Origin of the sequence: Agrobacterium sp., assembly GCF_032092815.1 — a bacterium.
Taxonomy (GTDB): domain Bacteria; phylum Pseudomonadota; class Alphaproteobacteria; order Rhizobiales; family Rhizobiaceae; genus Agrobacterium.
This window is the reverse complement of the sequence record NZ_DAMDBP010000004.1, coordinates 60,361-74,533: the sequence shown is the minus strand read 5'-3', so window position 1 is coordinate 74,533 and position 14,173 is coordinate 60,361. Positions and strand designations below refer to the sequence as shown.

The 14,173-nt window shown below is 57.3% G+C and carries 11 protein-coding genes; 6 read left to right on the top strand and 5 right to left on the bottom strand.

All coding sequences use genetic code 11. The annotated features are described in order from the left end of the window. The first annotated feature begins 37 nt into the window (after window positions 1-37). The 4 genes from RT613_RS03150 (at window position 38) to RT613_RS03135 (ending at window position 4,375) form a co-directional block, all read left to right on the top strand. Window positions 38-1,771 (top strand): iron ABC transporter permease, encoded by a 1,734-nt coding sequence (locus RT613_RS03150; protein ID WP_313612917.1) that lies wholly within the window; start codon window positions 38-40, stop codon window positions 1,769-1,771. Window positions 1,772-1,781: 10 nt separating this feature from the next. Beyond that, window positions 1,782-2,822 carry an ABC transporter ATP-binding protein gene (locus RT613_RS03145; protein WP_313612915.1) on the top strand — a complete coding sequence of 347 codons (1,041 nt, stop codon included), beginning with the start codon at window positions 1,782-1,784 and terminating at the stop codon, window positions 2,820-2,822. Next, window positions 2,819-3,418, top strand: a complete 600-nt coding sequence (locus tag RT613_RS03140) for a histidine phosphatase family protein (RefSeq protein ID WP_313612913.1) — start codon at window positions 2,819-2,821, stop codon at window positions 3,416-3,418. Before RT613_RS03145 ends, RT613_RS03140 begins: the two co-directional genes overlap by 4 nt. Window positions 3,419-3,706: 288 nt before the next feature. Next, window positions 3,707-4,375 (top strand): TetR/AcrR family transcriptional regulator, encoded by a 669-nt coding sequence (locus RT613_RS03135; RefSeq protein ID WP_313612911.1) that lies wholly within the window; start codon window positions 3,707-3,709, stop codon window positions 4,373-4,375. A 55-nt stretch (window positions 4,376-4,430) separates the two neighbouring features. Here RT613_RS03135 and RT613_RS03130 read toward each other — a convergent pair whose 3' ends face one another. Further along, on the bottom strand, window positions 4,431-6,860 hold the full coding sequence (locus RT613_RS03130) for a glucose/quinate/shikimate family membrane-bound PQQ-dependent dehydrogenase (protein WP_313612909.1): 2,430 nt from the start codon (window positions 6,858-6,860) through the stop codon (window positions 4,431-4,433). 742 nt (window positions 6,861-7,602) lie between these two features. Here RT613_RS03130 and gdhA point away from each other — a divergent pair. After that, window positions 7,603-8,958 carry an NADP-specific glutamate dehydrogenase gene (gdhA, locus tag RT613_RS03125; protein WP_313612907.1) on the top strand — a complete coding sequence of 452 codons (1,356 nt, stop codon included), beginning with the start codon at window positions 7,603-7,605 and terminating at the stop codon, window positions 8,956-8,958. 319 nt (window positions 8,959-9,277) lie between these two features. Next, the gene (locus tag RT613_RS03120; RefSeq protein WP_313612905.1) at window positions 9,278-10,240 is read left to right on the top strand and encodes a DUF808 domain-containing protein; all 963 of its coding nucleotides are present in this window, start codon (window positions 9,278-9,280) and stop codon (window positions 10,238-10,240) included. A 44-nt stretch (window positions 10,241-10,284) separates the two neighbouring features. Here RT613_RS03120 and RT613_RS03115 read toward each other — a convergent pair whose 3' ends face one another. The 4 genes from RT613_RS03115 to RT613_RS03100 are packed head-to-tail and all read right to left on the bottom strand — an operon-like array spanning window position 10,285 to window position 14,095. Next, window positions 10,285-11,283: a 4-hydroxyproline epimerase gene (locus RT613_RS03115; RefSeq protein ID WP_313612904.1), complete on the bottom strand. Its 999-nt coding sequence runs from the start codon at window positions 11,281-11,283 to the stop codon at window positions 10,285-10,287. A 10-nt stretch (window positions 11,284-11,293) separates the two neighbouring features. After that, a complete protein-coding gene (locus RT613_RS03110) occupies window positions 11,294-12,151 on the bottom strand; it encodes an ABC transporter permease (protein WP_313612902.1) in 858 nt (285 codons plus the stop codon). Further along, a complete protein-coding gene (locus tag RT613_RS03105; protein WP_313612901.1) occupies window positions 12,148-12,996 on the bottom strand; it encodes a proline/glycine betaine ABC transporter permease in 849 nt (282 codons plus the stop codon). The genes RT613_RS03110 and RT613_RS03105 overlap by 4 nt, the downstream gene beginning before the upstream one ends. Before the next feature lie 13 nt (window positions 12,997-13,009). Then, a complete protein-coding gene (locus RT613_RS03100) occupies window positions 13,010-14,095 on the bottom strand; it encodes a glycine betaine/L-proline ABC transporter ATP-binding protein (protein WP_313612900.1) in 1,086 nt (361 codons plus the stop codon). Between the last annotated feature and the right edge of the window lie 78 nt (window positions 14,096-14,173).

Sequence of the window (14,173 nt, the reverse complement as noted above, 5' to 3'; positions counted from 1 at the left end):
AACGGGTGGCACGCCACCCGTTTCTCTGGAGCCTCGCATGACATTGACCTTGCGCCGATGCGCCCAAACCCTAAGACGCCATGGCCTGACAACGGCCATGGCGCTGATCCTTGTTGTTCTGGTCGTTGCGCCTCTTTTCACCATTCTCTTGGAAACCCTGCAGCCCCGCTCCGGTGCCAGTGCCTGGGTAGACGTTCTGGCAAGCCGTCTGTCGCAAAACCTGTTCTGGCGCCCAACGATCAACACCATGGTCATCGGTCTCGGCGTGGCAGCCGGCTGCGTGCTGCTCGGCGGTTTTCTCGCGTGGCTGGTGGTGATGACCGATGTACCGGGAAGACCTGTCATCGCCTTTCTCGCCACACTGCCCTTCATGATCCCAAGTTTTGCCACAGCCCTCGCGTGGGGAACCGTGTTTCGCAACGGGCGTGTTGGCGGCGGTGGGGGCCTTCTCGAAGGCTGGGGTTTCAGCGTGCCGGACTGGTTATCCTGGGGCATGACGCCGACCATCGTCGTGCTGACCGCCCATTATTACGCTTTGGCCTTCACGGTCATTGCCGCTGCTCTGGCAACCGTCAATGGCGATCTGGTTGAAGCAGCGCAAATGACTGGCGCGTCGCGCAAGCGTATTCTGTTCGGCATCGTGCTGCCGGTTGTCACCCCGGCCCTGATCGCCGGTGCTTCACTGTCCTTTGCCGGCGCCGTTTCGAATTTCGCGGCCCCTGCCCTGCTCGGTCTGCCCGTGCGTATGCAGACATTGTCCACACGTCTGTTCGGCATGATCGAGATCGGTCAGACCGAACGCGGTTACGTGCTGGCAATCCTGCTGATTGGTATCTCGGCAATTTTCCTGGGATTCGGCAACCGTCTGCTGTCAGGTCGCCGCAGTTTTGCAACGATCAGTGGCAAGGGTGCACGCGCACGCCGTTTTGCACTCGGCAATGCCAGAATGCCATTGGCCATCATTGCCTGGGCAATCTGTATCATCACAACCATCCTGCCGATCCTGCTGCTTGCTGCTGCAAGCCTCGCGCCATCACCACTCGCACTGTTTTCCGATTGGACGATGCATTACTGGATCGGGGAGAGCAGTCCGGCATTTGCACGCGGACAGCCCGGAATATTCCATAACCCGCAACTGATTTCGGCACTCTCCACCACCTTGATGCTAGGTGTCTGCGTCGCCATTGCCGCCAATGTCATTGGTATCCTGATCGCCGTTGCCCTGACGCGGCAGCAAACACCGGTGCTCAGCAGCCTGGTTTCGCAGCTCAGCTTCCTGCCCATGCTGCTGCCGGGTATTGCCTTTGCTGCCGCCTATATCGCGCTTTATGGTGCGCCGATCGGTCCCATTCCCGCACTCTACGGCACGAAACTGTTGCTGGGTCTGGCGCTCACCGCTGCCATGTTGCCCTTTGCCGTGCAAACCGGCAGGGCAACGGTTGCGCAGATTTCTGGCGACATCGATGAGGCTGCCCGACTGACAGGCGCAAGTTTCTTACGCAGGCTCGGTGCCATAACCGTGCCGCTGGCGGCACGCGGTCTGGTGGCTGGTCTGCTTATTTCCTTCGTCAATGTCATCGGCGATCTGGCGATTACCATTCTGCTCTACACACCAACGTCACCGCTTCTGGCCGTCCTTTCCTATAGCTACGCTTCGGACGGGTTTCACCAGTTTGCAAATGCGGTCACCCTTCTCATCCTGATCATCTCCATGCTGGCCACCGGCGCTGCCACGCTGCTGCGTGGGCGCAAACGCCAGACATTCGCATGAGGCCCAGCCCATGATTTCGCTCACTCATCTCACAAAATCCTTCGCCGGCCACGATGCCGTTTCTGATGTCAGCTTCTCTGTTCCCGAAGGCGCCTTTCTGGTTCTACTCGGGCCTTCCGGCTGCGGAAAAAGCACCATGTTGCGCATGCTGGCCGGTCTTGATCAGCCAACATCCGGCCAGATCCATTACGGTGAAACACTGGTGGCCGATGGCCAAACCAGCTTTTCATTGCCCCCGGCCAACAGAAATGCCGGTCTTGTGTTCCAGTCCTATGCGCTGTGGCCGCACATGACGGTTGCCGGCAATATTGAATGGCCGTTGAAGGTCGCAGGCCTTGCCAAGGAAGTATGCCGAAACCGCATTCATGACGCCATGCAGATGCTGGGCATTTCGGCGCTCGCCAACCGCTATCCCGGTGAGATTTCCGGTGGCCAGCAGCAGCGTGTTGCTCTTGCGCGAATGATCGCACCACGCCCGAAAGTGATGCTGTTCGATGAACCGCTTTCCAACCTCGACGCAACGCTGCGTGTTGAAATGCGCTTTGAACTGCTCAAGCTGCATGCCTCTACCGGCGCAACGGCTGTTTACGTCACCCACGATCAGGTTGAGGCCATGACCATGGCAACCCATGTGGCCGTAATGAACAATGGTCGCGTTGAACAGTTCGGCCCGCCGGAAGAACTGCTTGAGAAACCTGCATCGGCTTTTGTCGCCGGTTTTGTGGGCACGCCAGCGGCAAACCTCATCCCGATCAGCGAAGGCAAATGGCTTGGAAAGATCGCCGATCCCGGACTTGGGGGCCAGACAGGTCAGGCGATGGTTCGCGCCGAACAGATCAGCATCGTTGATGATGCAGGCGATAACACTGTCGATGTCACACTTGCAGAAGTGGTGCCGATGGCCGGTCGCTACCTCATAACCGGTCTCATCGACGGTATCCGCATTACCGCCATTTCAGACCGCCGCGTTCACGCGACGGAGACACTGCGCTTCCGGCTACCCAGCGCACCGGCCGCCATTTTTGACAAGCAAGGACATCGCATTTCATGAAACGTATTCTTCTCGTACGCCACGGCGAGAGCGAATGGAACGCCATCCGCCGCCTTCAGGGACAGGCCGATATCAACCTGTCACAACGGGGTGAAAGCCAGGCCAGCGCGCTTGGCCCGATGATTGCCACCTACCGGCCGGATCTGGTCCTCACCTCTGATTTGAAGCGTGCGCAACATACGGCAAAGCTGCTCGGTTATCCCGATGCGAAACCCGAACCGAGATTGCGTGAGCACAATGTCGGAGACTGGACGGGCGCTGAAATCGCCGACCTGATGGAAAAACAGCCTGATGCCTATGCTGCCTGGCGCGCAGGCACTTTCGCACCTGACAATGGTGAACTCTGGGATGACTTTAAGACCCGTGTCGCCTCGGTGATCACCGAGGCCCGGTCCTCCGAGGCTCAGACCATCCTCATGGTCTGCCATGGCGGCGTTATCCGCGCAGCACTTCATGGCGCCCTTGACCTGCCGCCGGCACGCATCATTCCCGTCGGCCCTGCAAGCCTGACAATCATTGCCTTTCCAAAGCAAGAGCCGCGTCTCGAGGTCTTCAACGCCACCATCTTTGCCCCGGTTCTTGATGCTCCGGATTGATCGGATGCTGAATGACATCCTACCGTCACGTCAGCAATAGTGCCGATACCCACGGCAATGCAGGACAAGATAGTTTGAGGTAGTTGATGACATCAGTCGGCTCACCGACTATGGCATCGGGGCAATGTTTGCGGCGACAGTCCCTGACCAGAGATAGCAACCGACCCGACCAGCGGTTGAAGTTGGAACTGATTGTCAGCGACGGGCCGGCCTTATTTCTACTCGCATTCTGGGCGAGATGATCCAGAATGCGCAGATTCATTTGGATGCAGAGAAAGCTGACGTTTAATGCGAAGTTCAAAGCGTGAAACGCGAAAGAATGATCCCGACAAAACGAAGGAAGACATTCTGGCCGCCGCAACGGAAGAATTTGCGGCATTGGGACTGGCAGGCGGCAGGGTCGATGCCATAGCCGAGCGGACCAAGACTTCAAAACGGATGATTTATTACTACTTCGGCAGTAAAAACGGCCTTTACCTCGCCGTGCTGGAGAAGGCCTATAGTCAGGCCAGAACCTATGAGACCGATCTCAACCTGGCGGCTCTGGAACCGATTGAAGCGCTTCGCAAACTTATCAATCACACCTTTGATCATGACGAAGCCAGCCCCGATTTTGTGCGGCTGGTGATGAATGAAAACATCCACCGCGCAGCACATCTCAAACAATCCAAGGTGATTGCGGACTTCAGCGTGCCGGCGCTGACAGCTCTCGATGACATTATCCGGCGCGGCCGCGAAACCGGTGTGTTCAAACACGAGATCGAAGCGGTTGATCTGCATATGTTGATCAGTTCGCTTTGTTTTTTCCGCGTCACGAACCGGCACACCTTCGGAACGATCTTCCAGTGCGATCTCTCCGACCCTGAGACCTATCGTCGGCACAGACAAATGGCATCCGACACCATCCTTGCCTATGTCACGAGTGACTGTTCCACCGCTCAGAAAACCGACCCATAAAAATGCCCGGCGCGTGGCCGGGCATCTTTTTTTCATATCTGCGTCAATGCGTTCATCAATCCGGCAGCGCGTAGGCGATCACATAATCACCGCGATCCGGCGACTGACGTGCACCACCCGCCGAAATGACGATGTATTGCTTGCCGGTCTTTGGCGACTTGTAGGTGATTGGCGTGCCCTGGCTGCCAACCGGCATCCGAAACTTCCAGACTTCCTTGCCGGTCGCGCTGTCAAAGGCACGCAGATAGTAGTCCTGAGTGGCAGCAAAGAACACCAGACCACCCTGTGTCGCCAATGAACCGCCAATGGTCGGCATGCCGATCGGGATCGGGAGACCCATTTTGATGTCAAGTGGGCCAGTGTCTTCCACCGTACCAAGCGGAACCTGCCACTTGATCTGCTGGCTATCCATGTCGATGGCCGTCAGCGTGCCGTAAGGCGGCTCCTGGCAGGGAATGCCAAGCGCCGACAGGAAACGGTTCTTGTCGACCGCGTAAGGCGTGCCCCGCATCGGCACAACGCCCATGACCGTGTTGGTGGCTTCCGAACCGCTATTGACAGCCGTGCTCGGTGCAGCTTCCTTCATCTGGATCCACAGGCCAAGGCGCATGTCATTGACGAAGATGGTGTTGGTGGTTGGGTCGGTCGAGAAACCACCCCAGTTCATGCCACCAAGCGAACCTGGGAAGTTGAGCGCCAGATCAGTGCCCGGAACCGTATAGACACCGTCATAGCGCATGCCCTTGAAAGCAATACGGCACAACAGCTGGTCAAACGGGGTAGCGCCCCACATGTTGCTTTCCGTCAGTGTCTGCGCACCGATCTGCGGCATGCCGACCGACAGTTTCTGTGTCGGGGCATAGGGCTCGTTCGGGATCTTGCCCGGTTTGACAGGCACATCAGCCACATCAGTCAGCGGCTGGCCTGTGGCGCGATCAAGCACCCAGATCTGGCCGGCCTTGGTACCGAAAGTCAGTGCTGGAACCGTTGAACCATCCGCCTTCTTGAAGTCGAAGAAGGACGGCTGCATTGGCACGTCAAAGTCCCACAGATCGTTGTGAACGGTCTGGTAAACCCATTTTTCACGACCGGTCGTGGCGTCAAGCGCCAGCATGGAGGCCCCGTATTTGTGATCAAGTTCGGTGCGGGTTGCGCCGTAAAGATCAACCGACGGGCTGCCGACCGGCAGGAATACCGTGTTGGATGCCGCGTCATAGGACATGGCCGCCCACACATTCGGGGTCGAACGTGTATAGGTCTGGCCTTCTGGCGGCAGCTTGGTGATTTCAGGATTGCCCGGGTCAAACGCCCAGCGCAATTCGCCGGTGATCACGTCGAAACCACGCATCACACCGCCAGGCATGTCGACCTGCACGTTGTCGGCGATACGACCGCCAATCACCACCGTGGTGCCTGCCAGTGTCGGGGCTGAGGTCAGCACATATTGCGGATCAGGCGCATCGCCCATGCCGATCTTCAGATCGACGCGACCGTTCGTGCCAAAATCCGGGCAAAATGCGCCGGTGTCGGCATCAATCGCAAAAAGTTCGGCATTGATCGAGTTCATCAGCAGACGGCGCTGGCAAAGAGCGCCTTCCGGAACGGTCACAGCCGTGACTGGCGTAGAGCCATCAACGGTTGGCTGTTCAAGCGGACGGGTCGCATCGAAATAGGCAAGACCACGGCAACGCATCCAGACGGACGATTTGGCATTGATCTCGTTTTTCCAGATTTCCTTGCCGGTATCGGCATCGATTGCGATGACGTTATTGTGTGGCGTGCACAGGAAAACGCGGTCGCCAACCTGCAACGGGGTCTGCTGGTCTTCAGCGCCACCGCCGCCGGGGCTGATTGGCGTATCGCCGGTCTGATAGGTCCAGGCAACCTTCAGGTCTTTGACGTTATCGCGGGTAATCTGGTCAAGCGCTGCAAATCGCGAGCCACCTGATGTGTTGCCATAGGCTTCCCAGTTTTTCTGCTCACCGGCAGGATCAACGGGCGTCAGAGGCACCTCAGCACCATTAAAGGCAACAGTCGGGTGTGGCACAAACATGCCAGCAAAACCGGCAGCCGAACCGACCGCCAGGATCGCGGCAATAACGAAGGATGGCAGATAGGCCGGCGTCTTGCCTGCCGCCTTGCGCAGCAGTGGGAAGCTGGCCGCAATCACGGTTGCGCCAACACCGAAAGCCAGAAGGCGTGAGATCAGCGGCCAGAAGGCCAGACCTGAATCCAACAGCGCCCAGACAATGGTGGCGACAGTAACAAGACCGAACAGAAGCGCGCCAACAGGCTTGCGCAGAATGATCAGCACACCGGCCGCAATGATTGCGATACCGGAGAGCAGGAAGTACCAGCTACCGCCCAGCGACACCAGTTTGCCGCCACCAACGGTGAAGAACAAACCGGCAAGGACAAGGACGGCGCCGAGCACGAACAGCCAGAGCTTGGCTATCGTGGATGGGGTGCCTTCAGAGGCTTTCATTTATCTCTAGCTCCAATTGTGGATTCGACAGAGTCGACAGTCGCAGCCCACAGCATCGCAAGCAGAAGCGGAAATCAGAATCACGGACGGCTACCACACTGCTTTCGACAGGGCACCGACGTCGTGCCGGGAAACATAAGCCGGCCAAACGGGAAGCGCCCCCAACGAGGACTTCAATTGTTCACCACCATGCCCTCCCGTTGCATGACAGCTCGGACTCTCCCTCCCATGGGTGCGGTATAATGCCGCTGGCAGGGCATTTGCAACTACATACGTACTTGTTCGTACATTTTTATATCAGCAATACCAGAAACACGTAAAACCAATGTGATTTCGCGTGCCATTCAACCTTCTTTAGGCACAACCACATGATTGCAGTGCGTGAAACCGCACAAAGCCTATGCGAGTACCGAAATCAGGCTTTCCGTCCTTGCAAGCGGCAATGGACAGGCCGATAAGCCTTCCAATTAATCATTTGCCTCTTTTGGAATCAGGTTGATTTTGGTGCCTCGTCGTTATCCTGCTGTTTGTCGCAGCAATCTGCCTGAATTCTTGCCATCAACCTCTCAAAGAGCCGTTAGCTCGAAGTTCCCCGCATGGCAGCACGCTCCAAGCCACAAGGAGCAAAAAACCAGCCGCCGCGCGGCTTTCCACCTGGAACAGACACACTGTCCCGGCGGGTTTTCCGGTGGTGATCCGGCAGCCCAAAAGCCTCATTATTGATGACGAAAGGAGTGTCGCCATGGCGACCGTCGACGAGAAACTTGAACCAATTCTGGCCCAGGTCCTGCAGCGCAATCCTGCCGAACCGGAGTTTCATCAGGCCACACGCGAAGTGCTTGAAAGCCTCGGCCTCGTCGTTTCGAAACATCCCGGTTATCTCGCCGATGCGTTGATCGAGCGCATTTGTGAACCTGAGCGGCAAATCATCTTCCGGGTTCCCTGGGTTGACGACAAGGGCCAGGTTCAGATCAATCGCGGTTTCCGCGTGCAGTTCAATTCGGCGCTTGGCCCCTACAAGGGCGGCCTGCGTTTCCACCCCTCGGTCAATCTCGGCATCATCAAGTTCCTCGGTTTCGAGCAGATCTTCAAGAACGCTCTGACCGGCCTGCCGATTGGCGGTGGCAAGGGTGGTTCGGACTTCGATCCAAAGGGCCGCTCAGAGGGCGAAATCATGCGCTTTTGCCAGTCCTTCATGATCGAGCTTCACCGGCACCTCGGCGAACATACTGATGTGCCAGCCGGCGACATCGGCGTCAGCGGTCGTGAAATTGGCTGGATGTTTGGCCAGTATAAACGCCTGACCAACCGTTTTGAAGCGGGCGTGTTCACCGGCAAGGGCTTGAACTATGGCGGCTCGCTGGTGCGCAAGGAAGCGACCGGTTACGGCGCCGTTTATTTCACCCGCGCCATGCTGGAGAGAAAAGGCACCGGCTTTGAAGGCAAGAAGGTGACCGTGTCCGGGTCCGGCAATGTGGCGATCTACGCCATGGAGCAGGCCATCAGCTACGGCGCCAAGGTCACCGCCTGCTCTGACAGCAGCGGTTACATCGTCGATGAAAACGGCATCGATCTTGATCTCATCAAGGAGATCAAGGAAGTGCGCCGCGAGCGTGTGTCGGAATATTCGCGCCTGAAACCAAAGGGCGTTCATTTCATCCCATCCGACAAGGGCTCGATCTGGGATGTTGCTTGCGATGTCGCACTGCCTTGCGCCACGCAAAACGAATTGTCCGGCCGCGATGCAAAGACACTGATTGCAAATGGCGTCATGGCCGTTGCTGAAGGTGCCAACATGCCTTCAACACCAGAAGCTGTGCGTGCATTCCAGGAAGCCGGCATTCTGTTCGGCCCCGGTAAGGCTGCCAATGCCGGTGGTGTTGCCACCTCGGCACTCGAAATGCAGCAAAATGCCAGCCGCGACAGCTGGAGCTTCGAGACCGCCCGCGAGCGTCTCGGCCAGATCATGCAGGGCATTCATGACCGCTGCGCAGAAACGGCCGAAGAATACGGTGCCAAGGACAATTACGTGCTCGGCGCCAATATTGCCGGTTTCATTCGCGTGGCAGAAGCCATGCGTGCGCAGGGCGTTATCTGATCTGACCGACCTTTAACCTGCCATGCGGCTCCGGATAACATCCGGAGCTGTTTTTGTTTTGGGCGCAATCCCGGCAGCATCTTCAAGGCAGTCTGGTTTGCGTCAATGACTTCGCCTGCCTAAAAAAGCAATATTCTCAGTCACCTGATCAGGTGGCGAGATGACTTGCGCAATGCAACAAAGCGAACTAGGCATAGAAAACGCATGATTGCACGGGCATCCCCTGCCCGACAACCTGCCATCATCAAACCATCTCGTCCCAGATGGAATGCATGCTCGAAAATTCAGTGAACCATACCCGCAGACAAGGAGAATAGCCGTGGCGACAGGTCTGATTGCTCTTCTGGACGACATCGCCGGGATAGCCAAGCTGGCTGCGGCCTCCCTTGATGATGTTGCCGGCCAGACAGCCAAGGCAAGCGTCAAGGCCGCCGGTGTGGTGATTGACGATACGGCCGTCACACCTGCCTATGTGGTGGGTCTGTCACCCAGCAGAGAGCTTCCGATCATCGGTCGAATTGCACTTGGTTCACTGCGCAACAAGCTGATTTTTCTGCTGCCGCTCTGCCTGCTGCTTGGATATTTCGCGCCATGGCTGATAACGCCGCTGCTGATGATGGGCGGCATGTATTTGTGTTTCGAAGGGGCGGAAAAAGTCTATGAAGCCGTGTTTCCCCACGCCTCTCATGACGCGATTTCAGTCGATGCCACCACGGACCAGACAAAACTCGAAACACAAAAGGTTTCCGGCGCAATCCGCACCGATTTCATCCTGTCTGCCGAAATCATGGCCCTGACCCTGGCGGAAGTCTCGACTTCCGACATCTACACCCAGGCTGCAGTTCTGGCAGGTGTTGGCATTCTCATCACTGTTGCGGTCTATGGCGTGGTGGCGATGATCGTAAAGGCTGACGATGTTGGTCTTCACATGGTCAAAACCGGTCATTCCTTCCTGAAATTTGTTGGACTGGGCCTTGTCAAAGGCGTGCCGGTTTTCATGAAAATCCTTACTTTCGTGGGCACTGCAGCCATGCTGTGGGTTGGCGGAAGCATCATCGTGCATGGATTGGCAGGTCTTGGCATACATCAACCCGAACATATCATCGAAGCCGCAAAACATGCCGTGGAGACAGCGGTACCTGCACTTCCAGCAGTCCTTGGCTGGTTTACGGCGTCACTTCTGCAAGCGGCCCTCGGCATCGTGCTGGGCGGTATCGTTGTCGCGGTGATTACGTTTGGCAGCGCACTGCGTGGCAACAACAAGTCAGGCGCCGCGCATTAACGCGTCGCCTTATCTGTCAGTGTATTTGTTGAACCGAGCCAGCGTCAGGTGATTTGAAACCCGTGCGCCAGTGGATCGCGATCATCCACAAAAATCGTATTGTGTCCGATCACGCGCGACCAACCGCGCACACTGGGGCTGATACCGCGGAAGGAACCAACCATGGTTTCCCGCTCTATGCGTCCCTCAAACACAGTGCCGATCAGGCTCTGTTGCCGGTAGGTCTGCCCGGGTTTCAAGCGACCCTTGCCATAAAGCTGCGCCAGCCGCGCAGAGGTGCCCGTGCCTCCCGGTGACCGGTCGATTGCCTTTTCACCGTAAAACACGGCACCACGACCATCCGCAGAAGCATCCGTTGGTTTGTCGCACCACAGCGCGTGGTGCACACCGCCGATCCGAGCATCATCCGGGTGAACGGGGTCACAAACGCCCTGCAATGCGTCACGCAGCCGCTGACTGAGGCGAATAATCTCGTCGGCCGACATACCATCGAGGCCCTGCCAGTTCTTCTGCGGCTCAACAACGGCGTAGTAGTTTCCGCCATAGGAAATATCGACGGTCAGTTCGCCGAGACCGGGCACATCAACGACAACATCTGCGGCATGAAGGTAGCTTGCGCCATTGAACATACGCACGCTTTCCACGAAGTCACCGGGCTTTTCATAGTCGATATCGACCTTGCCGGCTGGTGTCTCCAGCGACAGCTTTCCAGGCACTTTCGGCGTGACAAGACCTTCTTCAATCGCAGCCGTCACAAGTCCGATCGTTCCCGCGCCACACATGGGCAGGCAACCACTGACCTCGACAAAAAGCACGGCAATATCGCAATCGTCGCGGTAAGGCGGGTAGATGATTGCGCCAGACATCACGTCGTGGCCACGAGGCTCAAACATCAGGGCTTTGCGCACCCAGTCATGATCGCGAACGAACAGCGCACGCCGTTCAGCAACCAGCAGGTGCGGCAACATCGGCGCCCCTGCGGCAATCAGACGAACAGGATTGCCGCAGGTGTGGGAGTCGATACAGAAAAAACTGTGACGCATCTGAAGCTCCTCAGCTTTTGACTGGTGACAACCGCTGACGGCCCTGCAGGGCACCTTTCGACAGCCGGTCGAGAAGGATCGCCACGGCGACGATTGCAAGCCCGGCCCGCAATCCAAGGCCCATTTCCATACGCGTCAAGCCTCGCGTCACCTCGGCACCCAGACCACCTGCCCCAACAAGGCCAGCCAGCACCACCATGGCCAGTGACAGAAGAATGCACTGGTTGAGGCCAACCAGCAGGGTCGGCGTTGCAGCCGGGATTTCGATCTTGAACAGAATGGCACGTGGTGACGCACCGGTTGCCTGGCCCAACTCCAGCAAGTCTTTCGGCACCTGCTTGAACGCCAGTGTCGTCAGACGCAACATGGGAGGCACACCGTAAACAATCGTTGCAATGATTGCCGGTACACGGCCAAGGCTGAAAATCATCACCGCCGGAATAAGATAGACCCATGGCGGCACCGTCTGCATCACGTCAAGCACGGGTCGCAAGGTCGCTTCAAACCTCTTGTGGCGAGCAGCCAGCACGCCGAGAGGAAAGGCAATGGCAACCGAGATGATCACCGCAACCGTGACCAGAGCCAGCGTCTGCATCGATGCCGTCCATAGTCCGGTCAGCAGACAGAACACCAAGGCAACTGCGGTGACGATGGACACACGAACATTGATGAGCAATGCGGACAGCAACGCCGCCACAACAATGATCACATAGGCGGGCGGATAGAGCAGCAGCGCTTCAAACCCGCCCAGAACGGCCTCGATAAACTTCGCCAGTCCGTCAAAAAACGGATGGAAATTTCTGTTCAGCCAATCAACGATTGGCGCAAGATAGGCACCCGGCGAAAACCGCAACACATCCAAATTCATCTTCCACCTGCCTTGGCCTGTGCAGCCGCACTCTGGGTAAGCCTGTCGAGCACCATGGTCAAAATCACGATGGCAATGGCCGCATTGATCGATGTGGCAATATCAAGCGTTCGAACCGCACCGTAGATGGTCTCGCCCAGTCCGCCAGACCCGACAATCCCGGCAATGACCACCATGCCGAATGCCATCATCAGGCTCTGGTTGATGCCGGCCATGATGCTGGGTATGGCAAAGGGCAGACGGATTTTGGTAAACATCTGCCAGGGTGTCAGGCCGCTTGCCTGCCCCAGTTCGATAAATTCGCGTGGTGTCAGCCGGATCCCCAGGGATGTCAGGCGAATGGCCGGTGACATCGCCACGATGACGGTGGCCACCAGCGCCGTCGCCGGGCCATAACCGAGAAGCGCGATGGCCGGCAGCAAATAGATGTAAGGCGGCAATGTCTGGATCAGGTCGAGAACTGGCTCCAGCACCCGGTCGAATGAACGGATGAAACCTGCTGCAATGCCGATTGGAATACCGACCACAAGTGCGAGGATCGTCGCTGACGCCACCAGCGCCAGCGTGCTCATGGTTTCAGCCCACAGACCCATGACGGCACAGAAGATGATTGCAACCAGGGTCAGCAGACCTGCGGCGCGGCCGATCAACCACCAGCTCAACGCGGCCAGAACAAGCGCAATCACATAAAAAGGCGGCAATTGCAGAAGCCAGAGAATGACACCATAGGTACCTTCAAGAATGGCTCTGATGGTTTCAAACAGCCATTCGCCATTGTCGTTTACCCAACCAAGGGTGTCGTCCGTCCAGTTATCGAAAGTGTCGGTGAAATCGGAAAGGTCCATGACAACACCTCCATCACGCTGATACGGCAGATGGGGCGCCCGCCACACCACGCAACAAGCCACGCGTCGTCACAACACCAACCACATTGCCTTCTTCAACAACCGCAAGTGCGTCGCGGTCGGTCTGCATGGTCAATTCGATCAGTTCGCCAATATCGGCTTCCGTCGTGGTCTTTTGCAGCGTGTCGATGTCACAGCCGGGGTTGGCATTTCTGAATGCGGCAACCGGTTCCATGACCGAATGGGCCTTGACCAGATGCACACGTGAAATGCCGGCCACAAAGTCGGAGACATAATCATCCGCCGGCTTGGTGACGATTTCTTCCGCCGTACCAACCTGCACGATCACGCCGTCCTTCATGATGGCAATGCGGTCACCGATACGGATCGCCTCTTCCAGATCGTGGGTGATGAACACCGAGGACTTGCCGAGTGATTTGGTCAGCTCGCGAAACTCGTCCTGAAGCTGACGGCGAATAAGCGGATCGAGCGCACTGAATGGCTCGTCCATGAGAATAATTTCCGGGTCGGCTGCGAGTGCACGCGCCAGACCGACACGCTGCTGCATGCCGCCGGACAGTTCGGATGGGTAACGTGAAATCCAGTCAGACAGACCAACCTTGGCCAGCGCAGCCTGCGCAGTTTTGTTACGTTCGTCTTTCGGCACGCCACGCACTTCAAGGCCGAAACCTGCATTATCCAGAACAGTGCGGTTCGGCAGCAAAGCAACGCTTTGAAACACCATGCCAATATTGCGCGCCCGCATGTCGCGAAGTTCAGACGCGTTGAGTTTGGAAATGTCTTTTCCCTTGATGGTAATCTTGCCAAGGCTCGGTTCGATCAACCGGTTCAGCAGCCGAACAAGCGTTGATTTCCCACTGCCGGACAGGCCCATGATACAGAAGATTTCGCCGCGACGAACCTGCAGGCTGGCATCGGCCACACCCACCACGCAGTTGAAATCCTGGAGAACCTGCTTTTTGGTCAAACCCCGTTCCTTGACGGCCTTGACCGCCGCATTGGTCCGAGCTCCAAAGATTTTCCAGACATTCTGGCAGTCAACCAGAACTTCGCTGGGTTCATTCACCTTGACATTCATGTTCGTTCCCCGCGAGCCGACCTGACGTCAGCTTCTTTTAACCGGACAGAAATGGGCCGCCGCACAGACGGCCCATGC